The 22,329-nt window shown below is 70.5% G+C and carries 22 protein-coding genes; 13 read left to right on the top strand and 9 right to left on the bottom strand.

Annotated elements, in window-relative coordinates; all coding sequences use genetic code 11:
• The first annotated feature begins 61 nt into the window (after positions 1–61).
• The 10 genes from FK498_RS19120 (at position 62) to FK498_RS00605 (ending at position 11,034) form a co-directional block, all read left to right on the top strand.
• On the top strand, positions 62–235 hold the full coding sequence (locus tag FK498_RS19120; protein WP_019013907.1) for a hypothetical protein: 174 nt from the start codon (positions 62–64) through the stop codon (positions 233–235).
• Positions 228–2,375, top strand: coding sequence for a tape measure protein (locus FK498_RS00645; protein ID WP_141850887.1), 2,148 nt, complete (start codon positions 228–230; stop codon positions 2,373–2,375). Before FK498_RS19120 ends, FK498_RS00645 begins: the two co-directional genes overlap by 8 nt.
• On the top strand, positions 2,372–3,061 hold the full coding sequence (locus FK498_RS00640; RefSeq protein ID WP_141850886.1) for a hypothetical protein: 690 nt from the start codon (positions 2,372–2,374) through the stop codon (positions 3,059–3,061). The genes FK498_RS00645 and FK498_RS00640 overlap by 4 nt, the downstream gene beginning before the upstream one ends.
• Entirely contained in the window at positions 3,058–3,615 is a 558-nt protein-coding gene (locus tag FK498_RS00635) for a hypothetical protein (RefSeq protein WP_141850885.1), read from the top strand. Before FK498_RS00640 ends, FK498_RS00635 begins: the two co-directional genes overlap by 4 nt.
• Complete coding sequence (locus FK498_RS00630) at positions 3,615–3,965, top strand: DUF6950 family protein (RefSeq protein WP_141850884.1); 351 nt, start codon at positions 3,615–3,617, stop codon at positions 3,963–3,965. The genes FK498_RS00635 and FK498_RS00630 overlap by 1 nt, the downstream gene beginning before the upstream one ends.
• A complete protein-coding gene (locus tag FK498_RS00625; RefSeq protein WP_141850883.1) occupies positions 3,965–5,941 on the top strand; it encodes a phage tail protein in 1,977 nt (658 codons plus the stop codon). The genes FK498_RS00630 and FK498_RS00625 overlap by 1 nt, the downstream gene beginning before the upstream one ends.
• Positions 5,942–5,950: 9 nt before the next feature.
• Entirely contained in the window at positions 5,951–7,780 is a 1,830-nt protein-coding gene (locus tag FK498_RS00620) for a hypothetical protein (RefSeq protein WP_141850882.1), read from the top strand.
• A 706-nt stretch (positions 7,781–8,486) separates the two neighbouring features.
• Positions 8,487–9,947, top strand: coding sequence for a multicopper oxidase family protein (locus FK498_RS00615; protein ID WP_141850881.1), 1,461 nt, complete (start codon positions 8,487–8,489; stop codon positions 9,945–9,947).
• Between the two features lie 109 nt (positions 9,948–10,056).
• The gene (locus tag FK498_RS00610) at positions 10,057–10,515 is read left to right on the top strand and encodes a cytochrome c (protein WP_237560789.1); all 459 of its coding nucleotides are present in this window, start codon (positions 10,057–10,059) and stop codon (positions 10,513–10,515) included.
• 60 nt (positions 10,516–10,575) lie between these two features.
• A complete protein-coding gene (locus tag FK498_RS00605; protein ID WP_141850879.1) occupies positions 10,576–11,034 on the top strand; it encodes a hypothetical protein in 459 nt (152 codons plus the stop codon).
• A gap of 140 nt (positions 11,035–11,174) precedes the next feature.
• On the opposite strand, the gene FK498_RS00600 is transcribed toward FK498_RS00605, so the two are convergent.
• The 4 genes from FK498_RS00600 to FK498_RS00585 form a co-directional block, all read right to left on the bottom strand.
• Positions 11,175–12,593 (bottom strand): multicopper oxidase family protein, encoded by a 1,419-nt coding sequence (locus tag FK498_RS00600; protein WP_141850878.1) that lies wholly within the window; start codon positions 12,591–12,593, stop codon positions 11,175–11,177.
• 108 nt (positions 12,594–12,701) lie between these two features.
• A complete protein-coding gene (locus FK498_RS00595; protein ID WP_141850877.1) occupies positions 12,702–13,202 on the bottom strand; it encodes a hypothetical protein in 501 nt (166 codons plus the stop codon).
• Complete coding sequence (mrdA, locus tag FK498_RS00590) at positions 13,199–15,100, bottom strand: penicillin-binding protein 2 (protein WP_141850876.1); 1,902 nt, start codon at positions 15,098–15,100, stop codon at positions 13,199–13,201. Before mrdA ends, FK498_RS00595 begins: the two co-directional genes overlap by 4 nt.
• A 2-nt stretch (positions 15,101–15,102) precedes the next feature.
• Complete coding sequence (locus tag FK498_RS00585) at positions 15,103–17,094, bottom strand: heavy metal translocating P-type ATPase (protein WP_141850875.1); 1,992 nt, start codon at positions 17,092–17,094, stop codon at positions 15,103–15,105.
• 6 nt (positions 17,095–17,100) lie between these two features.
• Here FK498_RS00585 and FK498_RS19115 point away from each other — a divergent pair, with 6 nt between their 5' ends.
• Positions 17,101–17,238 carry a hypothetical protein gene (locus FK498_RS19115; RefSeq protein ID WP_161988261.1) on the top strand — a complete coding sequence of 46 codons (138 nt, stop codon included), beginning with the start codon at positions 17,101–17,103 and terminating at the stop codon, positions 17,236–17,238.
• 75 nt (positions 17,239–17,313) lie between these two features.
• On the opposite strand, the gene FK498_RS00580 is transcribed toward FK498_RS19115, so the two are convergent.
• From FK498_RS00580 to FK498_RS00565, 4 genes are all read right to left on the bottom strand, one after another.
• Entirely contained in the window at positions 17,314–17,973 is a 660-nt protein-coding gene (locus FK498_RS00580) for an isoprenylcysteine carboxylmethyltransferase family protein (protein WP_141850874.1), read from the bottom strand.
• Positions 17,970–18,242 (bottom strand): DUF2933 domain-containing protein, encoded by a 273-nt coding sequence (locus FK498_RS00575; protein WP_237560788.1) that lies wholly within the window; start codon positions 18,240–18,242, stop codon positions 17,970–17,972. Before FK498_RS00575 ends, FK498_RS00580 begins: the two co-directional genes overlap by 4 nt.
• A gap of 149 nt (positions 18,243–18,391) precedes the next feature.
• Positions 18,392–18,841: a DUF305 domain-containing protein gene (locus FK498_RS00570; RefSeq protein ID WP_237560787.1), complete on the bottom strand. Its 450-nt coding sequence runs from the start codon at positions 18,839–18,841 to the stop codon at positions 18,392–18,394.
• Positions 18,842–18,965: 124 nt separating this feature from the next.
• A complete protein-coding gene (locus FK498_RS00565) occupies positions 18,966–19,430 on the bottom strand; it encodes a DCC1-like thiol-disulfide oxidoreductase family protein (RefSeq protein ID WP_141850873.1) in 465 nt (154 codons plus the stop codon).
• Between the two features lie 407 nt (positions 19,431–19,837).
• On the opposite strand from FK498_RS00565, the gene FK498_RS00560 reads away from it, so the two are divergent.
• The gene (locus FK498_RS00560) at positions 19,838–20,875 is read left to right on the top strand and encodes a YncE family protein (protein WP_202614687.1); all 1,038 of its coding nucleotides are present in this window, start codon (positions 19,838–19,840) and stop codon (positions 20,873–20,875) included.
• 40 nt (positions 20,876–20,915) lie between these two features.
• Positions 20,916–21,773, top strand: a complete 858-nt coding sequence (locus FK498_RS00555) for a Spy/CpxP family protein refolding chaperone (protein WP_141850872.1) — start codon at positions 20,916–20,918, stop codon at positions 21,771–21,773.
• Positions 21,774–21,837: 64 nt separating this feature from the next.
• Here the strand turns inward: FK498_RS00555 and FK498_RS00550 are convergent, their stop codons facing one another.
• A complete protein-coding gene (locus FK498_RS00550) occupies positions 21,838–22,326 on the bottom strand; it encodes a DUF411 domain-containing protein (RefSeq protein ID WP_141850871.1) in 489 nt (162 codons plus the stop codon).
• Positions 22,327–22,329: the final 3 nt, after the last annotated feature.

The following is a 22,329-nucleotide window of genomic DNA, read 5'->3' as shown; positions in this document are numbered from 1 at the left end:
TTGTCCCTACGCGCAGCATGCGCCCACGACGATCGAGGGCGCTTCGTGCTGGCAGGCGGCGATGCTCTGCCTCGTCTCTGGCTTCGCTGGCCCTCATCTCGACGTCCCCGCCGCGCTGCGCATCGCCGAGAGCCTCGGCGCGGACACGCGGGTCGCCGTGACCCTGCTCGGGATGATCCGCGAGGGCATGGACGAGGGCTTCGCGACGATGCGGAAGGGAACCCCGCATGACTGACGCGGTGCGGCGTCTGTCGATCCGGCTGTCGCTGGTGGACGGCGGGATCGTCGAGCGGCAGCTGCGCGACGTCGGGCGCGCGGGCGACGAGTCCCTGGGCCGGATCCGCGACAGCGCCCAGGGTGCCTCGCGCGCGCTCGACCTGCTGGACTTCGCCCGCCGTGCTGCGGGGGCGCTCGCGCTCGGCCAGGCGGTGCGCTCGCTGGTCTCGGCCGGCGACGCCTATACCGCCTCGCTCGGGCGGCTCACGCAGGCCACGGGCAGCATCGAGCGCGCCCGCGACCTCTACGAGACGCTCTACCGCAACGCCTTGCAGACCGGCGTGGCGGTCACCGAGAGCGTGGACGCGTTCCAGCGCTTCGCGATCGCGGCGCGGGCGATCGGCGCAACCAGCGACCAGGTGGCGCAGCTCGTCGGCGGGTTGCAGCGCGCGGCGATCGTCGGCGGGTCCTCGGCGCAGGAGATCGGCAGTGCGACCTTGCAGCTCGCGCAGGCGCTGGCCTCGGGCCGGCTGCAGGGCGACGAACTGCGCGCGGTGCTGGAGGCGATGCCGCTGCTCGCGGAGGCGCTGGCGGCGGAGCTCGGCGTCTCGGTCGGGCAGCTGCGCGAGCTGGGATCGGAAGGCCAGCTCACCGCCGAGCGCATCTTCCCCGCACTCCTGCGCGCGAGCGAGCGGCTCAATGCGGAGTTCGAGCGCGCGCCGCTGACGCTCGGCCGGGCGTTCGGCCAGCTCGAGGCGGCAGCGGGGAACTTCCTCGCCCAGCTCGACCAGGCGGTCGGGCTGACCTCGGCGCTGGCGCGGGGCATCTCGGGCGCGGCGCAGGCGCTCGACCGGGTGCGCGGCGGGGTCGGGCTGCTCTCGCCGTCCGAGGTGCTGGAGGACCGGCGGCGCCAGGCGCAGGCGCTGGCGGGCGAGATCGCGCGGCTGGAGGCGGGCGAGTTCCTTCCCCCGGCGCGGCGCGGCACGATCCAGCGTGGCGCAGTGGCGACCGCGATGGGCCAGACGGGCGTGGGGCCGCAGCAGCGCCTCGCCGAGCTGCGCCAGCAGTACATCGGCCTGCTCGCGGAGATCGAGCTGGCCGAGCGCGACGCGGCGCTCCGGGGGATCGAGGAGCGCGAGCGCGCCGAGGAACGCGCTTTGCAGTCCCGGCGCGAGCGGGCCGCGCGCGAGATCGCCGAGCTGGCGCAGGACGTCGACCGGCGCGCACGCATCGAGCAGCAGTATGGCGAGCGCGTGCGCACCCTCAACGAGGCGCTCAGTGCCGGTGCGATCGACGCGGCCGAGCGCGACCGGCTGGCGGCGTTGGCGGTGCGTGAGCGGGACGCGGCCCTGGCGCGCCTCGAGCCGCGCGAGCGGGCGGTGACGCGGGCGGTGCGGGAGAACACCGAGGCCGAGCGCGAACGCCAGGCGGTCACGCGCGAGGTCGAGCGACTGATCCGCAGCACCGAGACCGCCTACGAGGCGTACCAGCGCCGGCTGGAGGAGCTCGGCCGGCTGGCGGAACGCGCCGAGCGCAGCGGCCTGCCGGAAGGGGTGACGCAGGAGCAGTTCAACACAGCGATCCAGCGCGAGGCCGAGGCGGCGCTCAAGGCGCTGAGCGAAGCAGAGGACCGCACCAGGGACGCGCGCGAGGCCGCGCGCGAGCTCGGCTTCGCGTTCAGCAGCGCGTTCGAGGACGCGATCGTGCGCGGCGAGCGGCTCTCGGGCGTGCTGCAAGGCCTCGCCCAGGACGTCGCGCGCATCATCGCCCGGCGGACCATCACCGAGCCGCTCGGCGGCGCGCTCAGCAGCCTGATCGGCAGCGTGTTCGAGGGGTTCTCCTTCAGCAGCCTGTTCTCCGGCATCGGTGGATTGTTCCGCGCCGAGGGCGGGCCGGTGGTGGCGGGGCGGCCCTACATCGTCGGCGAGCGCGGGCCGGAATGGTTCGTGCCGCGGCAGAGCGGTGTGGTGCTGCCGAACGGCACGGCACCGGGTGGGGTGGTGATCAACACCTCGGTCGCGATCGATGCGCGCGGTGCGGACGCTGGCGTCGAGGCGCGGCTGCGCCTGATGGCCGGGCAGATCGCGCGCCAGGCCTCGGCGCTCACCCTGGACGCGATCCGCCGCGGCGGCGCTGCCTACGACACGGTTCGCGCATGACCGAGTACACCTGGCCGGAGCTGCTGCGCCCCTCGCGGCTGGTGTTCTACCTCCAGCACAACACGCTGCGCTTCGTCTCGCCGCTCACGCGCACGACCCAGGCGCTGCGGCGCGAGGGCGCGCGCTGGGTGGCGGAGGCGACCTTCGACCCGCTCGACCGCGTGCGCGCGGGCGTGCTGGAAGGGCTGCTCGCCGCGCTCGCCGGCTCGGTCAACACGGTGCGGATCTGGGACTGGCGCCGCGAGTTCCGCAGCGGCGATCCGCGCATCCAGGGCGACGTGCCGCCCGGCCCGTACAGCTTCGACGACCAGACGCTGTTCACCGACGGCACCGGGCTGATCGTCGGTTCGGGCAATCCATCGCTCGCTGTCGGCGCGCTGCGCGGCGCGCTCACGATCGAGACCGAGGGCTGGTATCCGGACGCGGTCGCGCTCGCCGCCGGCGATCATCTCGGCCTGGCGGGGCGGCTCTACATGGCGACCGAGACGGCCGTGGCGTCCGGCACCGGCACGGCGACGATCCCGCTCGCGCCGCCGCTGCGCGCGGACCTGCCTGCGGACACCGCGCTCGTGCTGACGCGACCCACGGTGCCGATGCGGCTGGTCTCCGACGACGAGGCCGCGAACCCGACGCGGCCCGGCCGCTTCACCGCGATCACCATCCGTCTCGAGGAGGCGCTGCCGTGACTCGTCTCTCACCGCAGACGGCCGCGTCTGCGGCAGCACCCGAGGCCGCGCCCGTCATCCTGTGCGAGCTGGACTTCACCTCCGGTCCGTTCCGCGTCTGGTCCGGCCTTGGCCCCCTCAGCTGGGCCGGCATGAGCTTCGACGGCGTGGGCACGCTGGGCGCGGTGAGCGAGATCGAGGAGACGGCGGAGCTGCGCGCGGTGCGCGTCACGCTGGTGCTCTCGCCGGTGCCACAGGACGTCGTCGACATCGCGCTCGCCGAGCAGGGCTACCGGCTGCGCCCGGCGCGGCTCTGGGGCGCGCTGCTCGACGCGCACGGTGCCCTGGCCGCGGAGCCGTTCCCGCTCTGGGCGGGCCTGATGGACACCATCGAGGTGGTGGACGGCGCCGAGCCGCGCGTCTCGCTCGCCTGCGAGAGCCGGCTGGTGGATCTCGAGCGCGCCGAGGTGCGCCGCTACACCGATGCCGACCACCAGGCCGAGTTCCCGGGCGACCGCTTCTTCGAGTTCGTCCCCGCCCTGCAGGAGGCGGAGATCCGTCTCCCCAGCACGTGATGCGTCATCCCTGCTGGGCGACGCGGCTGGCGGCGCTGCTGTCGGGTTCGGAGGCGCGTCCGTTCGATCCGCCGCGCTGGACCTGCGCGGCCTTTGCGCTCGCCGCGGTCGAGGCGGTGACGGGCGCGCGGCCGTCGTTCCGTGTGTTGCCGGTGCTGGAAGCGTCTGCCGACAGCGCCGGCTTCCCGCGCATCGCGCCGCTGTTCGCGCGCGCGGGCGATATCGCCCTGGCGGGCGAGCCCGCGCGTCTCGGCGTCGTGGTCGATGCCGGGCGCGTCGCCTTCGTCGGCCCGCGCGGCCTGGTGCGCGAGCCGATCACCACCTGCGCGATTGCCTGGAGAATCGGATAGTGCCCGCGGCCGTGCCGATCATCGCCGTGGTGGCGGCCGGCGCCGTCTCGGCCGCGGTGGGCGGCGGCATCATCGGCGCGCTCGCCGCTGCCGGCACCGCGATCGTGGTCAGCGCGATCGGCCGCTCGGTGCTGCCGGCGCCGAAGCCGAAGCTGGCCGCGCTCAACTTCTCGGCCCCCGGTGCCGGGCGCACCCAGTCGCTGCGCCAGCCGATCACCGAGCACCGCATCGTGCTCGGCCGCGCCAAGGTCTCCGGACCCATCGTGTTCCTGCACTCCGCCACCGACGACGAGGGCCGCGCGTTCGGCTTCTTCCACATGGTCGTGGTGCTGGCCGCGCACCGGGTGCGCGCGATCGGCACCGCGTATCTCGGCGACAAGCCCGAGACCGACGCGAGCTTCGCCGGGCTGGTGCGGATCGACCGGCATCTCGGCGATCCGGACCAGGCAGCGGATGCGAACCTGCTCGCCGAGATCCCGGGCAAATGGACCGCAGATCATCGCGGCCGCGGGCGCGCCTATCTCGCGGTGCGGCTGAAGCTGAAGAACGCTGCCTTCCCGTCCGGCCCGCCCAACGTCAGCGCGATCGTCGACGGTGCGGACACCATCCTCGATCCACGGACCGGCGCCACGGGTTGGACGGACAACGCCGCGCTCTGCCTCGCCTGGTACCTGACCGCTCCGTTCGGGTGGAAGGCTTCGTGGCACGACATCGACCTGCCATCGCTGATCGCCGCGGCGAACGTCTGCGACGAGCTGGTCGGCACGCGCGCGGGCGTGCATGAGCGGCGCTACACCGTGAACGGCACGCTCTCGCTCGCCGAGGGCAAGATCGAGATCACCCGCAAGCTGGTCGCGGCGATGGCCGGCGTCCTGGTGGTCTCGGGCGGACGGTTCTTCATCCATGCCGGCGCGCCCGCGCTGCCCGCGGCCACGCTGCATGGGGACGATTTGCGCGGCGACGTCACGATCGCCAGCGCGCGGCCGCGGCGGGATCTCTTCAACGGCGTGCGCGCGGTCCATGTCGATCCGGCGAAGAACTGGCAGCCCACGGACGCGCCGCCGCTGCTGGCGTCCAACTACGTCGCGGAGGACGGCGGCGAGGCGATCTACCGCGACCTCGAGTTCCCGCTCACCACCTCGGTCAGCACCGTGCAGCGGCTGATGAAGATCGAGCTCGAGCGCAACCGCCGCCAGCGCTCGGTGGCGTTCCCGGCGAAGCTCTCGGCGCTGCGCCTGCGCCTCTGGGACGGCGTGACGGTGGCGCTCGACCGGATGCCGTCGTTTCCCGCCCGCGTGACCGGCTGGTCGCTCGCGCCCGAGGGCGGGGTGGACCTGGCGCTCGCCGAGGAGGATCCGTCCGTCTGGGACTGGAATGCCAGCACGGACGAGCGGGAGGCCGGCGACAGCCCGAGCGTCGTGCTGCCGAACCCGGGCGTGATCGCGGCGCCGGCGTCCATCATCGTCGCAACGCCGCAGGGCGTGGCATTCGCCGCGCTCGGCGTCTCCTGGGCAGCCGTCGGCTCGGCGTATCTCGCGGGCTACGAACTCGAGACGCAGCCGCAGGGCAACGTGCTCTGGCAGGGTTTTGCGTCCGGGCTGACCGCCACGAGCGCGACCGTGCCGACGAGCGTGCCGACCGCGTTCCGCGTGCGGGCGCGCTCGACCAGCGGTGCGGTCTCCGCCTGGCGCACGGCCGGGACCCCGGCGCTCGTCGCGTCGCCGTCTGCGGATGGGATTGCGGGCGGCATCCGCATCGACGGTGGCTTCCCGGCCGATGCTGTGAAGCTCCAGGTGTTCGAGGCGGCGGCCGCCGACCTCGCCGCGGCAACGAAGCTGCCGGACGAGCCGACCGCGCTGCCCTTCGATCGCACCGGCCTCGGGACCGGCGACGAGCGCTGGTACTGGCTCCGCTCGGTCTCCGCCGAGGGCAACGTCTCGGGCTTCGCCGGCCCGATCACTGCAACAGCTCTCTGAGGAGACGCCATGCCCGCGCGCATCGACGACATCCTCGTGCTCGACCAGCACATCTCCAAGACCGAACTCGGAAAATACCTGCGCGACCGCGAGCACCCCACGCCTTCAGACTTCGGCGGCATCGGCGACGGCGTGGCCGACGACACCGCCGCCGTGCAGGCCTGCTTCGACCGCGCCGCCGCAGATGGCAAGATCGCCCTGATCCCCAAGGGCATCTGGAACGTCGCGTCTGGGGTGGGGCTCGGTGGCGCCGCGCGCGGGCTGATCATGCACGGCGCGCTGCGCTACACCGGCGCCGCGCCGGCCACCGTGCTCACGCTCGGCGATGGCGGGGCGACGCGCAACGGCGAGAAGCTCTGGACCGGGCTCGACGTGATCCGTGCCGTCCAGTCCGACTGGTCCTCCGAGGCCGATATCGGCATCCTGCTGCGCAACTTCGACGCCTCCTGGATCGAGGTGCGGCGGGCGCAGGGCTTCACCATCGGCGTGCGCTCCCTCGGCGACGGGCGCGGCTGCGAGGACAGCACGCTGCATCTCGGCCGCCTGGTGGACAACCACATCGGCCTCGATATCCGCTGTGCCACCGACACCGCCTGGAACAACGCGATCCGCTACCTCGGCGGGCATTTCGCAGTCTCCTCGGGCGTGAACACGGCGAGCGACCGCTTCGGCGTGCGGCTCTCCGCCGAGCCCGGCGCCTACATCAACCACAACCACCACGTCTTCGAGGGACCGAACTTCGAGCTCGCCCAGAGCGGGGCCAACGTCGCGATCCCGTTCCTGAACGAGACCTCCGGTTCGGCCGTGATCGCCCGCAGCGTGCGCATGGAGGCCTGCTCGCCGCTGGTCGCCCGGCACACCGCCGGCGCGACCGAGTGCCTCTACGACGTCGCCTGGGCGAGCCAGGGCTACGGCGTCGGCATCGACTACGCCGCGACGGCGACGCGGGCGGGCAACGCGGTGGTGACGCGCTACCGCGCCGCCGCGACGCGCCACGTCCGGCTGCTCGCCGCGGTGCCGAGCCTGCGCAGCGCCGCGTACCGTGAGAGTGCGACCGATATCGGCGTCGAAGGCCTCGCGGTGGTCTCGACCGGCACCACCGCGGCCACGACCCTGGCGGGCGTCTCCTTCGCCGGGCTCAGCGGCCTCACGCCGACCGCGAGCGGGCTGCTGCTCAATGCCAACCGCGGCCTCGTCTTCGTCGTCGATGCCTCCCAGGCCAGGGAGTTCGCCCTCGCGCACTGGCTGGTCGGTGGTGCCGATGGCGGGCGGCTGTTCGTCCGCTGCTTCGATGCCGCCAACACCCTGCTCACCGACGCGAGCGCCAACGTGCTCGCCTCCGGCGCGACCATGAGCTGGAACGCGGCAGCGAAGGCGTGGATCGCCAGTGCCGGCATGGCGGATGCCTCGCTCAACCGGCGCCAGTCGGTGCGCGTGATCGGTGCGGCGATCGCGTTCGCCCAGATCGGCATCGTCGGCTTCGACGGACAGATCGAGCTCGAGACGCTGCGCCTCTACGGCCTGCCGGAGGCCGCGCCCGCCGTGCTCGCAGGGCCCACGCACGGCTGGGGGCGCCGCGAGATCCCGTTCTCCGCCGCCTATGATCCACCCAGCCTCGCCGCCGGGGCATCGCACCAGACCAATATCGCCGTTGCTGGCGCGGTGCCTGGTGACGCCGTGCAGGTCGGCTTCTCTGTCGCCAGCACCGCCGTCGTCTTCCTCGGCACCATCGGCGCCTCAGACACCGTCACCGCCGTCGCCTGGAACCGCAGCGGCGCCACCGTCGATCTCGGTGCCGGCACGCTGTTCGGACAGGTGGTCAAGCCAAGGCTCGTCTGATCCGCTGGCGGCGACGCCGCCCGTTCACATCAATGGCCCCGCCGGCGGTCTCCGGGACCCCAGCGCGCGAGCGCGCTGGGAGCCCGATCCGGGACGCGCCGGCGGGGCATTTCGCACGTCCTGGGCAGCACAGCTTTCCGATCGCATCTCCTGGGGCGCCTCAGTCAGCAGCACCACTCCATAGCCACGGCCTACGGAGATCAGAAGCCCGTGTCCGGCATGGACGTCGGCACGGACTGAATCTAGCCTTGCCATATGTCGCGAGTGCGGCGCCTGTTGATGATTCTCGCAGCACTAGCCCTCGCGGTCAGTGCCGAGCCCCAACCTGCCCACGCAGCGCCACTGACCAACGACGGGGGGCAGCCCAACGGTATTGTCGCGTTGCTAGCGCACAGTCCTCAAGGCCACGAGCATCGTGACGACCAGACCGATCGATCAACGGATGGCATAGCGACGTGCAAGGCGATCTGCGCGCCAGTGCACGTCATGCTACCATTTGTGCCATTCATAAGCCTGGGCCCGCCTCGGCCGGCCCCAACCCATCCTTTCATCGTGGCCCTCCTCCACGGTTTGGCCAGCTCGCCCGATCCGCCGCCGCCGCGACCATCTGCCATCGATTGACGACCAGGCGCCGGTGGCGCGGCTCCGTGTGTGACCTCGGGCTGGCATCGCTACCGGTCATGGATGGCCACTGTGGATGGCACCAATGGCACCCACCCCGTTCTTCTCAGGCCTTGGACGCCGAGCATTCCTACATGCGGCGTCTGTCAGCTCGTTTGTCGCCGCCGGGTTGTCCACTGCCGCCCGTGCACAGGGCTCCGCCCGGGCTGATGCGACAATCCGACTAAAGGCCCACCCGAGCCGCGTTGCGCTGGTTGGGGCAAGCCATCCGGCCACCGACGTTTGGACCTATGGCGACAGCGTGCCGGGGCCAGAAATCCGGGTTCGCCAGGCGTCAAGGCTGCGCGTCGAATTCGAGAATCAGCTGCCCCAGGAGACGACGATCCACTGGCATGGGGTGCGCGTGCCGAACGCCATGGACGGCGTGCCGCATCTCACTCAGCCCCCTGTGCCACCCGGCGGAACCTTCCTCTACGAGTTCGATGTGCCGGACGCTGGTACCTTCTGGTACCACCCGCATGCTCGAAGTGCAGAGCAGGTCGGCCGTGGGCTATACGGAGCCCTGATCGTCGAAGAGGACGATCCAGATGCGTTGCCGTGCAATCGCGATGTGACATGGGTGCTCGACGATTGGCGCCTGATGTCCGATGCGTCGGTCAGCGCCGATTTCGGCAGCTTGCGCGATCTCACCCACAGCGGCCGCATCGGCAACACGGTCACCGTGAACGGCCGGGTTACTGAGAGCTTTGAGGTCCACTCAGGTGAACGCCTGCGGCTTCGGCTCATCAACGTCGCGAACGCGCGGATCTTCGGTCTCGTGTTCGAGGATCACGAGCCGGTCGTCGTTGCGATCGACGGGCACCCAACGGAGCCTCACAGTCCCGAAGGAGGCCGCATCGTGCTTGGTCCCGGAATGCGCATCGACCTCGTCTTGGACTTGAATGGCGACCCCGGTTCCCAGACCCGTGTTCTCGACACCTACTACGAGCGCGCCGCGTATCGGCTTCTCGATCTCACCTACGCATCTTCTCCACGGCGCGATCGCACGTGGGAAACGCCTCCGCGGCCCCTGCCGCCCAACCCGCTCTCGGAGCCTGATCTCCTTACTGCGGAACATCATGAGGTGATGCTCGGTGGCGGGATGATGGGTCGCATGACGCATGCGATGGTCGACGGGCAGCGGTTCGACGCTCGCGAGCTGTTCCGCCGTGGCATAGCCTGGTCGATCAACGGCATTGCAGTCCCCCAAGACCGGCATGCGCACGAACCTTTGGCAGTGTTGCGTCGCCTTGCGTCCTATGTGCTGACGATCCGCAACGACACGGCGTGGCCGCACCCGATGCACCTGCACGGCCTCGCGTTCCGCGTCATCGCACGGAACGGCCGAGCGACACCGCGCCGTGAGTGGCAGGATACGGTCTTGGTGCCTTCCTGGAGCAGCGCCGATATCGCTTTCGTTGCGGACAACCCAGGAAACTGGATGTTCCACTGCCACATCCTGGAGCATCAGGCCGCCGGGATGATGGCGACACTCCGCGTGTCATGAGCGCGCTGCCGATCATTGCGATATCGGACATTTCCGTGGGCTCGTCAATGGCATCACGCGATTCCCATTCCCGGCGATGAAACCAGCCTCTCACATCACGCTTGCCGTCGTGGTCGGCCTCGCGCCCGCGGTCCTGATTGGAGGCTACCTCGTACTCTCCTCCGCGGGCGATGAGGCAGGTTCGCGGACTGATGGTGCGACGGCTGCCTCACAAACCATGGATGGTGTGCGCCTCTATGCGGAGTTCTGTGCAGCCTGCCACGGTGCTCGACTGGAAGGACAGCCAAGCTGGCAGCAGCGAAAGCCGGACGGGCGCCTACCTGCACCTCCACATGATGCATCCGGCCACACCTGGCACCATGGCGACGAAGTGCTATTCCGGATTACCAAGCTTGGGCCAGCCGCGATCGTCGATGGATACAAGAGCGACATGCCGGGCTTCGAGAACGTCCTGTCCGATGACGAGATCCGCGCTGTACTGACCTTCATCAAGGGCACGTGGCCGGAGCGCGAGCGTCAGTACCAGGAGCTGCGAACCAGAGCGGAACGCGGGAATGCGGCCCGATGAGCCGCCAGCCATCGGTGATGGAACGCTGCGCCGCATCGCTCGACAGTCTGGGAGATCGCGATGGCCGCACGCTGGGTCGGGGTCGGGATACTGATCGTCTTCCTCGCGATCGTCGGTGTATTGGTCGCGGGCGGCATCATGGGACCGCGGGAGCGACCTTCGGTGGCAAGCCGCTCGGATGGCGTGACACCACGGCCAACCTCCGCACGCCCCGTGATCATCAGGGAGCAATTGGGTCTGTGGCGTCTCGACGGGGAGATCGCGCTGGCCGAGACCGGCGAGTACCAGCTTACCTTGCGCTTCACCGATCAGACTGGTCAGCCAGCGGCGATCACGCCACCCCCTTTGATCCAGACGGCGATGGTGGATCACGACATGGGCATCGTCGTCTCCCGCGCCGAGCCAACGTCACCCGGCCTATTTCGAGCGGCGGGGATGCTGGCCATGGAGGGACGATGGCGTCTCGGCATCGTCGTCGGTGACGCCAGAGCCGAGATTGCTGTCGACTTCAGCCGATGACTGTGTCACGCCTGAGGGCCGTGGCAGTCGTGAGCTGACCAACGGCACCAGCCGACAGCACCGATCGCTGCCGCCGGCTCGTTCTTGACGGCGTCGCCGCGACAGGAACGCGCTTCCGTGTCGTCCTGGCGCGGTGAAGGTCAACCCTCCACCACGACCTCCGTCATCATGCCGGTGGCGAGATGCGGCATGTGGTGGCAGTGGAACATCCAGTGTGCGACCTCACCCGCGTCGAAGGTGATGGCAATACGGGTCATCGGCGGGACGTGCACGGTATCGCGCACGGCGCCCGAGAAGCGATGGTCACCGACCTGCACCACCTGGAAGACATGGCCGTGCAGATGCATCGGATGCGCCATCATGGAGCGGTTCTCCATCACGAGTTCCACCCGCTGGCCGCTGCGCATCGGGATCGGTCGATGGCGGCCCCACGGGCGGCCGTCGATCGACCACACATAAGGAGACATCGTTCCGTCCAGGGTGACCCGGTGTGTCACGTCCGGCCGGCGTCGCGGCGGCTGGCGCGCGGCCTGGAGCCGCATCTCCTGGGTCGCGTCGAATGCCTCCGTCGCCCGTTCGGAAAGCGACGCGATCCGGCGGATCGGTGCGCCGGCGGTGGCGAGAATGATACCGGCCCGCTCACGCGCGCCTTCCCGCAGCGCCAGGATCGGGAACGCTCCGCCGTCGCGCGGGATCTCGACGACGATGTCGGCGCGCTGGCCCATGGCGAGGCCAACCCTGCTACCGACTGCGGTCTGAATCGCGTCACCGTCCACTGCGACCAGAGCGCCGCGCAGGCGGCCCGTGTCGATCCAGAATACCGTCGCGCCGGCACCGTTGATGATGCGGAGCAGCACGCGTGCCCCCGGCTCTACCCGGACGACCTCCGGATCGCTGAGCGTTCGGTCGTTGGCGAGATAGGCGTCGAAGTCGATGTCGTTGAGGTCCATCGCCATCCCGGCCATGCCGCCCATACCCTGCATGCCGGCGTGGGGGTTCGCCGGGCCATGACCCTCGAGCCGGTTCAGCCGCGCGAGATGCTCGGCGAGCGGCGTGAACGAGAAGTCGTGCAGCATGATCACGACCTCCTGCCGATCGGCACGCAGATCCTCCTCGGTGCGCACGATCAGCGGTGCGGCCAGAAGGCGCATCTCTTGCGGGGGCACGTGCGCGTGCATCCAGTAGGTGCCTGGCCGCGGGACATAGTCGAAGTCGCGCGCCTCGTCGGGGACCAGCATTGGCAGGGGCGCATCGGGAACGCCGTCCTGCGCGACCGGAGGGATCTGGCCGTGCCAATGGATGATGGTCGGCTCGTCGAGCGCATTCACCAGCCGCACACGAAACCGCTCATTGGGCCGGAGCTCGATGCCATGGCGACCATCGTCACGCAGCAGCCCCAGCACGGTTGCGGCACGCCCGTTTACGTCAAGCGTCCGGGTCGTGGCGCGCAGGCGAACGGGCGGTTGCTCGGCCCAGGCGCTTCGGCTGTCGAGGGACGGGATCGCTGCCAACGCGGTGGCACCGGAAAGGAACGCGCGTCGGGAGATCGTCGGGTCCATCGCCACTGCCTTCGCTTGCTACCTGACGCGAAGAATGGCCTCCGACCTTGGCTTGCACATTGCGCGTTTACGACAAAGTGTGTCGCGGCGCGGACGCTACGGTGCCGCTTACCGGACAGTCTCCGCGACCCGGTCCCGCCGGAAGCACGCTCGCCGCGCTGCCCAAAGTGCGATCGGAGGAACCGCCAGCCATTGGAGCAGGGGTGCAAGGCCGGTCCGGAACGGTGGCAGGCGCGGCATGGCGTCGGTGTATGCCCAACTGCCGCGCAGCTCGATGTTCACCCATTCGCTGTAGACGAGGTAGCCAAGGCCGATCGCCAGGGTCGCCGTAGCAACACTCCTGAAGCGGGCGCGCGGCCACTCCGGCGATCCGACCAGCACCAGCGCCCATGTGAGCGCCGCCAGCCCGATCAGCGCGTCGCCCAGCGTGCAGTGCACGATGGCATAGGTGATCTCGCCGACCGTTCCGGTTTGCCAGAGCGTGTAGAGCGGCATCTGCGCCGTCTCCCAGACCAGCATCAGCGGGGCCAGCACCACGACATAGAGGCGCAACGCCGGGAGCCAGCCGTGCCGGACTTCCCCCGCATGCCCTCCTCCGCGACCAGTCATCGCCGGCTCTCCTGGCGCGCGGCGACGGTGTGGTACGAAGGCTCCGGCGGTGTCGTGCGCCGCGCCGGATCGCGCGATAGGGCCTCGGCCATGATGTCGCGCGCGATCGGCGCCGCGACCGCCGAGCCGCCGCCGCCGTGCTCGACGATCACCGCGCAGGCATAAGCCGGTTGCGCGACCGGCGCGAAGCCGACGAACAGTGCATGGTCACGCCACTCGTAGGGAAGGTCCTCGGCGCGACGCAGCCCCCGCTCGCGCTCGGCCAGGGTGATGCGGCGCACCTGAGTCGTACCAGTCTTGCCGCCCATCTCCGCGCCGACCTCCGCCGGCAGTCGGCTTGTGAACGCGGTGCCGCCGCGCTCGTTCACCACCGCCGCCATGGCCTGCCGCATCAGCTGCAGATGCGCCTCGGGGATGCCGATCAGCGGCCAGTCCTCGGGTTGGGTGCCGCGCAGCAGCCTTCCGTCAATGGCGCGCGTCAGATGGGGCTTGACGGCCCGGCCGCCGTTCACCAGCCGCGCCGTCATCACCGCGAGCTGCAGCGGCGTGGTCTGGATGAAGCCCTGGCCGATGCCGTGCACCAGTGTTTCGCCCGGCTGCCACGGCGCTCCGACCTTCGCCTGCTTCCAGGCGCGCGTCGGCATCAGGCCGGATTTGGCGCCTGCAAGCTCGATCTCCGGGGCGACGCCGAGGCCGAAGCGGTTGGCCATCGCGGCGATCGCGTCGATGCCGGTGCGCCGCGCCACCTCATAGAAGTAGACGTCGCAGGACTGCTTGATCGCTTCGTGCAGCTCCACGGGGCCGTGGCCACCGCGCTTCCAGCAGTGGAACCGCGCATTGCCAAGCTGCATCACGCCGGAACAGACGATCCGCTCGCCCGGCGTCACCGCACGCGCCTCCAGCGCGGCCAGCGCAACCACCATCTTGAAGGTCGACCCCGGCGAGTAGAGACCGGCAACGGCCTTGTTGATCAGTGGCGCGCCATGCGCGGTGGTCCAGGCCCGCCACTGCGCCGCGGAGATCCCGCCGTCGAACAGGTTCGGATCGAAGCTCGGCGCCGAGGCCATCGCCAGGACCTCGCCGTTCTTCACATCCAGCACCACCGCCGCCGCCGTCTGGTCCGCAATGCGCTCGGCTGCCAACCGCTGCAGTCCGGCATCCAGGGTGGTCGTCACATCCTGGCCGGGCGTCCCCTCCTCGCGGGACAGCTCCCGGATCACACGCCCGACTACGTTCACCTCCAGCTGCGCAGTTCCGGCACGTCCGCGCAGCACCTGGTCGTGCTCGCGCTCGAGGCCCGACCGACCAACGCGGATGCCCGGCAGTTCGAGCATCGGGTCACCGTCGAGATCCGCCTGCGCCGGTGCGGCGACGTAGCCGATGACATGCGCGAAGGCCTCGCCGCCCGGATAGACCCGGCTCTGTCCGACATCCGTCGTGATGCCCGGCAGGTCCGGCGCGTTGACCTCGATGCGCGCCATCTCCTCCCAGGTCAGCGACTCGCGCACCACCACGGGGACGAAGCGCCGTCGGCGGTGCAGCTCGCGCTCGATCCTGGCCCGCTCCACTTCGGTCAAGGGGACGATCAGCGAGAGATTGGCCAGGGTTGCGGCGACATCGTCGGTCCGCTCCGCGATCAGCAGGGCGCGCCAGTTCTGCCGGTTGGTCGCCAGCGGCTTGCCGAAGCGGTCGAGCAGCCGGCCACGCGGCGGCGGAAGCAGGCGTACGCTGACACGATTCTCCTCCGCCAGCGCGGCATAGCGGTCACCCTCGATCGTCTGGATCTGGTAAAGCCGGCCGGCAAGCGCGCCCATCAGCGCAACCTGCCCGGCACCGACCAGGAGCATCCGCCGTTTGAAGACGGCGCGGCGGCTCTGCTCGCGTTTGAATCCCGCCATGCTCAGTCCTGCGTCGCTGCAAGGCTCCGGCGCAGCTCGGCGAGGCGATGCTCGCCCTGGCGGCCGAGCAGGCGCGCGTTCAGGGCGACGATGACGGTCGAGAGCGACATCAGCGCCGCGCCGAGCGCGGGGCCGAGCAGCACACCCCAGGGCATCCCGACGCCGGCGGCGAGCGGGATCGCCACCACGTTGTAGCCGGCACCCCAGATTAGGTTTTGGCCCATCTTGGCGTAGGTCGCGCGCGCGAGCGCTATGATTGCGACGACGTCGCGCGGGTCGTTGCGCACAAGCACCACATCCGCCGCTTCGGCTGCCACATCCGTGCCGGCGCCGATCGCGATGCCGAGATCGGACTGCGCGAGCGCGGGTGCATCGTTCACGCCGTCACCCACCATCGCTACGGAGAGCCCGCTTCGCTGGATGTCGGCGACGGTCTCCGCCTTCTGATGCGGCAGCACCTCGGCGCGCACCTCGTCCAGCCCGAGTTCGCGCCCGACCTGCTCGGCGACCGCGCGGGTGTCGCCGGTGAGCATCATCACGCGCAGGCCCTGCGCCTTGAGCTGGCGCACCGCCTCGCGGCTCTCGGCGCGCACCACGTCGGCGAGCGCGATCGCGCCGATCACCCGGTCGGACTCCAACACGAACACGAGCGTGCGGCCCGCCGCATTCTGTTCGACCAACCGCGGGTCATCTGGCTCGCGGCCGGCGCGGCGCAGTGTGCCCGGGCTGACCACGGCGACCTCGCGACCGTCCACGGTCGCGCGCGCACCTTCGCCGGGCAGGTTGCGGAACCCGTCCGCGCGCGGCGGATCGATACCGCGCTCTGCCGCGCCGCGCAGGATGCCCTTGGCGATCGGGTGCTCCGATGCGCTCTCGAGCCCCGCAGCCAGGCGCAGGATCTCCGCCTCGCTCCGGTCGGGCACCAGCGGCACCACCGCGGCGACACCGAACGCGCCCTCGGTCAGCGTGCCGGTCTTGTCGAACACCACCGCCTGAAGGTTGCGCGCGCGCTCGAACGCAGCGCGATCGCGGATCAACAGGCCATTGCGCGCGGTGAGCTCCGTGCTGACCGCCACCACCAGCGGCACCGCGAGGCCGAGTGCATGCGGACACGAGATCACCATCACGGTGACCATGCGCTCGAGCGCGAAGGCGAGCGGCGCGCCGAGCGCGAGCCACACACCGAGGGTGCCGCCGCCGACGATGATGGCGACCCAGGTGAGCAGCCCGGCGGCGCGGTTCGCCAGGTCCTGCGTGCGCGACCGGCTGGCCTGCGCGCGCTCGACCAGCGCGATCACCTGCGCCAGATAGGTCTCGCCCCCGGTGCGGTCGATCTCGACGGTGAGCGCGCCCTCGCCGTTCACGGCACCGCCGACGACGCGGTCGCCGGGGCGCTTGCCCACCGGGCGGGACTCGCCCGTGAGCATCGATTCGTCCACCGCGGACTCGCCCTCGATCACGTGCCCGTCGACCGGCACCTTCGCGCCCGGGCGCACGAGTACCCGGTCGCCGGCATGGAGTTCCGCGACCGGCACCTCCTCCTGCCGCCCGTCCGCGCCGAGCCGCGTCGCGGTCGCGGGCATCAGCCGCACCAGCGCCTGCAGGGCACCCGAGGCGCCCATCACCGAGCGCGCCTCGAGCCAGTGGCCGAGCAGCATGACGAGGATGAGGGTGGCGGTCTCCCAGAAGAACACCTCGCCGGAGAGGCCCGCGACGACCGCGAGCGAGTAGAGATAGGCCGAGACGATGGCGAGGCTGACCAGCGTCATCATGCCGGGCTTGCCGCGCGTCACCTCACCTTGAAGGCCGGTCAGGAACGGCCAGCCGCCGTAGAAGAAGACGAAGCTCGCGACGATCGTCTCGATCGCGCGATCGCCGGGGAAGGCGATGATGCCAGGGACACCGAACAGCGACTGGATGTGGTGCGAGAGCAGCACCACGACGATCGTGGCGGGCAGGCAGATCCAGAAGCGGCGGCGGAAGTCGGCCACCATCGCCGCGTGGTCGTGGCCCTCCTCGCCGTGGGCGGCATGGCCGATTTGCGCCGTGGCGCCGTCCCGATTCCCCGTCGCCGGACGCTCAGACCCGGCGTGGTGGCGATGATGACCGTGATGGGTGTGATGATCGTCAGCGGGTGACATGCGATGTGTTCTCCGGAGCCTGATCAGTTGACCTGTCGTCATGCCGGGCCGGTGCGGCCGGCGCGCGTGCCGCTATAGCCGGGTGGCGTGCTGGATCGACGGACGGCGCAGGCGAGGGAACCACCCCGGCACCTCGGCGCGCCACCGCGTATGCGCATCACCGAAGCGGGCTGCGGCCTCCCTGTCCTCGCGGACGGCGAGCACCACGTACATGACGACCAGAACGGGATACATCACGAGCGTGACGAGGGTGGGCCATTGCAGCAGGAACCCCGTCATGATCAGGATGAAGCCAAGATACTGCGGATGCCGCAGCCGGGCATACGGGCCGGTGGTCGCGAGCGTTCCCGTCCGCACCGCCCGCCACAGCACCGGCCAGGCGGCCGCCACCAGCCAGAAGCCGCCGAGGATCAGGACGGTGCTGGCAATGTGGAACGGCCCGAAATGGGGGTCGACGCCGAGGCCGAGCAGCATTTCCGACAGGTGACCGGCGTCATGGCTGAACCAGTCGACCGAGGGCCAGCGCGTCTGCAGCCAGCCCGACAGCAGGAAGATCGTCAGCGGGAACCCGTACATCTCGGCGAACAGGGCGACGATGAACGCCGAGAAGGCACCGAAGCTGCGCCAGTCCCGACCTGTCAGCGGACGCGCGAAGCTGAAGGCGAACGCGATGAACAACGCGGCGTTGGCGGCCGCGAACAGCCACAGCCCGTATCCGTCTGTGGTGGTCACGGTTGTTCATCTCGACGGGCACGATCATGACCCCCGTGGCTGCCATGGCTGCCATGGCTGCCGTGCATGAACAGATGCAGCAATGGGCACAGCACCAGCAGGCCGAGGGGAAGCCAGCGCACAACGTGCGACCAGTGCTCGAACAGCAGATAGGTCGCGGCGACGGCCGCGAAGATCGTGAAGACCGCGTCGGTCCGCGACGACCAGAACTTTGGCTCCGACGGCCGCGCTCCAGGGTGGCGCATCAGCTCCGTGCCTTCCTTGCCCATCAGCAAATAACCATACCTTCCACACAACGACCGGCACCCACGAGCGCCATCTTTCCCGTCGCGCCGGCGCGGCTTCGGTAGCCGGTCGGTGACGGCCGGCTACCGTGCTGCCACTCTAGCCAGTCGTCACCGACCACACGCTGGGACGTTCAGCGCGCTGGTAGACGCTGCAGCATCGCGCGCATCTGCGCGATCTCGTTCTCCTGCGCGGAGATGATCTCCCGCGCCAGCTTGCGCACTTCCTCGTCCGTGCCGTGCTCAAGGACGACTCGTGCCATGTCGATCGCACCCTGATGATGCGGGATCATGCCGGCGACAAAGTCGCGATCGGCGTTGCCGCTGTACTCGATCGCCATGTCGCGGTGCATCTTGTCCATGGCCTGCGCGAACGCCTGCGAAGACGGCGCGGCCGCACCGGGCCCGCGCGGCTGCATGCCCTGCATCATCGGCATCTGCCCGTGCTGCATGGGCATCTGCCCCTGCATCATCTGCCCGCCCGGCATGCGATGGCCGGGAGGCATACTCTGCGCTAGGACATAGCCGGCACCACCACCAATAGTGGCGGCAAGCAGGGCAACAACGACGATCGAACGGCGCATGTGGGACTCCTTCCATCCAGCGTATGCGGAAGGTGGCCCGGACATGTGTCCGCCGCGTCAGCGATTCATGACAAAGTGTTGCAGCGATCAGTCAGACCGGCCGTCCCGCCGGCCAGTGCGGCCGTCAGAAGCGGTCGCTTCCGGGTATGCGTAGGTTGTTGATCCGGGTACGGCCGAGCAGTTTCAAGAGGACGTTCCGGCACGCCCGCAGTGTCGGATAGATCGCCCGCGCGACCCTGCCTGATCCGAACACGTAGTAGTTCAGCTTGCTGAAAATGCGCGACCGATCACTTCGCTGCGCAAGGACGTTGATCGCCTCGCTGCCGTAGTAGAGGCGCCCGCCCGCCTTGACCACCATGCCCTGGTCGATGTCGAGCCCGGCCGCCGTGATCTCGTCCATGATCGCCGTCGACGCGCGCGCATCGATCAGACGCAGCGTACCTGCCGACGGCCGAACCCGCACCAGCCGGCAGTACGCATCGCAGACCGGGCATTGCGGATCGTAGACAAGAAGCACCCCGTCGGCGGTGGCGCTGACGGCCTCAGGCTCGGAACCATCGCGAGAGTGAGGGGTCGGGTTCACCGTCATGCACGCGTCATCCGTCCGCGATTCGCTCAACGCATGGGTGGACGCAACCGAGCGCCGCTGCCCTGGCCGGGCACACTTCCGCTCGCATCGGTCGGCCTCACAACGCGCCAAGCCAACGACGTCGATATGAGCCGGCACGATGACCTCATCAGCTCTCCGGGCTGAGAGTCCACGCGGCCTCGGGCATCACAACCATGGGAGCGGGGCAGTCTTCGCGACGTTCGGGCTGACCGGGTGCGGCCGCGCTGTCACCGCAAGACGCCCGCTGAGCCGCGCCTGCACGGACTCTCGCGGTCTGTCAGCCTGTTCCTGGAGCGGGTGCTGTCATCCTTTGTCATGATTGCGCAATCCGGACGACATCCCCGCACGCAAGGCTCGCCACGTCTCTTGCAATGGGAGTTCCGACTATGTCCGTCCTCACACGCCGCACCCTCGCCGCCGCGCTTGCCGGCGGAGCGGCCGTCATGCCGCTGCTGCCCGCCGGTGCCCGCGCCGCGCCGGGCACCGGCACGGTGTTCACCGCCAACGAGCGCGACGCGAGCATCAGCGCGATCGACCTGGCCAGCGGGCGCGTCTCGTCGGTCCGCATGCCGGTCGCGCCGCACAATGTCGATGCGGCCGCGGGCGGCCGGCTGCTGCTCGCCGTCGGCGCGGACGAGGCCGGGCATCGCAGCGGCCGCCACGCCGGCGATCCGGGCCGCCTGATCCTGCTGGAACCCGTGCCGGGCGGCGCCCCGCGCGTGACGGCCGCGCTCCCGGCCGGGCGCCATCCCGCCCATGTCGTCGCCGACGCCGCCGCGCGGCGCGCCTTCATCACCGACGCCGGGGCGGATGCGCTGCTGGTGGTCGATCTCGGCGAAGAACGGATCCGCGCGACGGTTCCGGTCGGCGGCTACCCGCACGGGCTGCGCCTCAGTCCGGACGGGCGCGAGGCCTGGGTGGCGAACGTGAAGGACGGCAGCGTATCGGTGGTGGACGTCGCACGCGCACAGGTGGTCGCCCGGATCGCGGCCGGACCCTCGCCGGTGCAGGTCGGCTTCCTGCCCGACGGCAGCCGCGTCTTCGTCTCGCTGCGCGGCGCGGATGCCGTGGCCGAGATCGACACGGCGACGCGCCAGGTGGTGCGGCGGATTCCCGTCGGACCGGGGCCGGTGCAGGTCTTCGCGACGCCCGACGGGCGGTTCGTCTTTGTCGCCAACGAGGGGACGCGCGCCGCACCGGGCACCAGCGCCTCGGTGATCGATGTCGCGGCGGGGCGTGTCGCGGCCACGATCGAGACCGGCCGCGGCGCGCACGGCGTGGTGGTGTGCGCCGACGGCAGCCGCGCCTTCGTCACCAACATGTTCGACGACACCGTCGCCGAGATCGATGTCGGGACGCAAACCGTGCTGCGCCGCTTTGCGGTCGGCCGTGCGCCGAACGGCATCACCTGGATCCCGGCCTGACCAAATCGGGCCACTTCACCTCGCACGAAAGGGAAAGACCATGACACGCACCATACGGACGGCCGGCCCTTCGCTCACCGTGATTGCCTTCGCGACCCTGGTCGGCACCGCGGCGATGGCGCAGGCTGCAACGACGGACGAGGAGCACAGCGCGCACCATCCGGGCAGCGTGCAGACGGCGCAGGCGGCGCCGTCGCCCGCCACGCCGCCTCAGGCGATGCCCGGAACGATGGGCGGGCCTGGCATGATGGGTGGGCCTGGCATGATGGGCGGACCCGGCATGATGGGCGGACCCGACGAGGGCGAGCGCCGGCGCATGATGATGATGCGCCACGGCGCGGGCAGTGCGCCGATGAACGTCATCATCAACGTCGGGCCCGGCATCCGCGTGGACGTCGAGGACGAGGATGGGCGTGGCGGCCGCCGTCGGGGCATGGGGATGGGTCCTCCCGGCGCTCCCGGCATGATGGGTGGGCCCGGCATGATGATGGGCGGGCCCGGCATGATGGGCCAGATGGGGCGGTGGGGCGACCCCTTGGGCGCGGACGCCCTCCGGCACTTCGACCGCATCGACGCGCACCTCGCCTATGTCCGCGCAGCACTCCGCATCACCGACGCGCAGACGCCGCAGTGGAGCGCCTTCTCTGATGCCGCCCGGGCCGCCGCCGACCGGCTCCGGCAGGCCTATGCCCAGGCGATGCAGGCGGCGGCGCAGCCCGCGGCGGCACCGGCGCAGCTCGAGCGCCGGGCGGCACTGCTGGCGGCACGGCTCGAAGCGACGCGTGCGGTCGCCGCGGCCATGGGGTCGCTCTACGGTACACTCTCGGACGAGCAGAAGCGCATCGCCGATGAGCTGACGAGCGAGCACCTGCGCGGAATGTCCATGCGCGGGTTGTGAACGGCACTGCCCAATCGAGAGGCGGGAGCGGGTTCGCATCCGGAACCCGCTCCATGCCGTTGCGTCAGATCGGCTCGCCGCCGCGGAAGCGCATGAAGATCGACCGGCCCTGGCCGGCATCGAAGGCGATCACGTCGTAGGTGTCGGGTGCCTGCCCCGGCACCTCCATGCCGGGCGAGCCAAGCGGCATCCCTGGCACGGCGAGGCCGCGCACGCCGGCGGGCCGCTCCGCCAGCAGTCGCTTCACCGCCGCCGCCGGCACGTGTCCCTCGAGCGCGAAGCCGCCCACCTGCGCCGCATGGCAGGACAGGAGATCGGCCGGAATGCCGAGCATCCGTCGCGCCGGCGCGGGCGAGGGCACGACGTTGTCCTGCACCGGGAAGCCGGCCGTGCGCATATGCGCCAGCCAACCGCCGCAGCAGCCGCAGTTCGGGTCGCGCCAGACCGTGAGCAGCGGCAGGCCGCCCTGCGCCCATGCCGCCGGTCCGGCCGCGGCCAGCGGTGCGCCCGCCAGCCCGGCCAGGACGTGCCGCCTGCCAAGACTCATCGTCATCGG

The organism is Elioraea sp. Yellowstone (assembly GCF_006704265.1).
In the GTDB taxonomy this organism is placed as follows: Bacteria; Pseudomonadota; Alphaproteobacteria; order Acetobacterales; family Acetobacteraceae; genus Elioraea.
Note: the sequence above shows the minus strand (reverse complement) of the source record. Positions and strands in the feature narration are given on the sequence as shown.

Excerpts from the sequence above, each read along its gene's own strand:
- FK498_RS19120 (WP_019013907.1), top strand. The coding sequence starts at position 62 with ATGCTCTGCCTCGTCTCTGGCTTCGCTGGCCCTCATCTCGACGTCCCC.
- FK498_RS00575 (WP_237560788.1), bottom strand. The coding sequence starts at position 18,242 with ATGGGCAAGGAAGGCACGGAGCTGATGCGCCACCCTGGAGCGCGGCCG.
- mrdA (WP_141850876.1), bottom strand. The coding sequence starts at position 15,100 with ATGGCGGGATTCAAACGCGAGCAGAGCCGCCGCGCCGTCTTCAAACGG.
- FK498_RS00645 (WP_141850887.1), top strand. The coding sequence starts at position 228 with ATGACTGACGCGGTGCGGCGTCTGTCGATCCGGCTGTCGCTGGTGGAC.
- FK498_RS00615 (WP_141850881.1), top strand. The coding sequence starts at position 8,487 with ATGGCACCCACCCCGTTCTTCTCAGGCCTTGGACGCCGAGCATTCCTA.
- FK498_RS00620 (WP_141850882.1), top strand. The coding sequence starts at position 5,951 with ATGCCCGCGCGCATCGACGACATCCTCGTGCTCGACCAGCACATCTCC.
- FK498_RS00630 (WP_141850884.1), top strand. The coding sequence starts at position 3,615 with ATGCGTCATCCCTGCTGGGCGACGCGGCTGGCGGCGCTGCTGTCGGGT.
- FK498_RS00605 (WP_141850879.1), top strand. The coding sequence starts at position 10,576 with ATGGCCGCACGCTGGGTCGGGGTCGGGATACTGATCGTCTTCCTCGCG.
- FK498_RS00640 (WP_141850886.1), top strand. The coding sequence starts at position 2,372 with ATGACCGAGTACACCTGGCCGGAGCTGCTGCGCCCCTCGCGGCTGGTG.
- FK498_RS00600 (WP_141850878.1), bottom strand. The coding sequence starts at position 12,593 with ATGGACCCGACGATCTCCCGACGCGCGTTCCTTTCCGGTGCCACCGCG.
- FK498_RS00560 (WP_202614687.1), top strand. The coding sequence starts at position 19,838 with ATGTCCGTCCTCACACGCCGCACCCTCGCCGCCGCGCTTGCCGGCGGA.
- FK498_RS00550 (WP_141850871.1), bottom strand. The coding sequence starts at position 22,326 with ATGACGATGAGTCTTGGCAGGCGGCACGTCCTGGCCGGGCTGGCGGGC.
- FK498_RS00595 (WP_141850877.1), bottom strand. The coding sequence starts at position 13,202 with ATGACTGGTCGCGGAGGAGGGCATGCGGGGGAAGTCCGGCACGGCTGG.
- FK498_RS00555 (WP_141850872.1), top strand. The coding sequence starts at position 20,916 with ATGACACGCACCATACGGACGGCCGGCCCTTCGCTCACCGTGATTGCC.
- FK498_RS00570 (WP_237560787.1), bottom strand. The coding sequence starts at position 18,841 with ATGCGCCGTTCGATCGTCGTTGTTGCCCTGCTTGCCGCCACTATTGGT.
- FK498_RS00565 (WP_141850873.1), bottom strand. The coding sequence starts at position 19,430 with ATGACGGTGAACCCGACCCCTCACTCTCGCGATGGTTCCGAGCCTGAG.
- FK498_RS00585 (WP_141850875.1), bottom strand. The coding sequence starts at position 17,094 with ATGGTGGCCGACTTCCGCCGCCGCTTCTGGATCTGCCTGCCCGCCACG.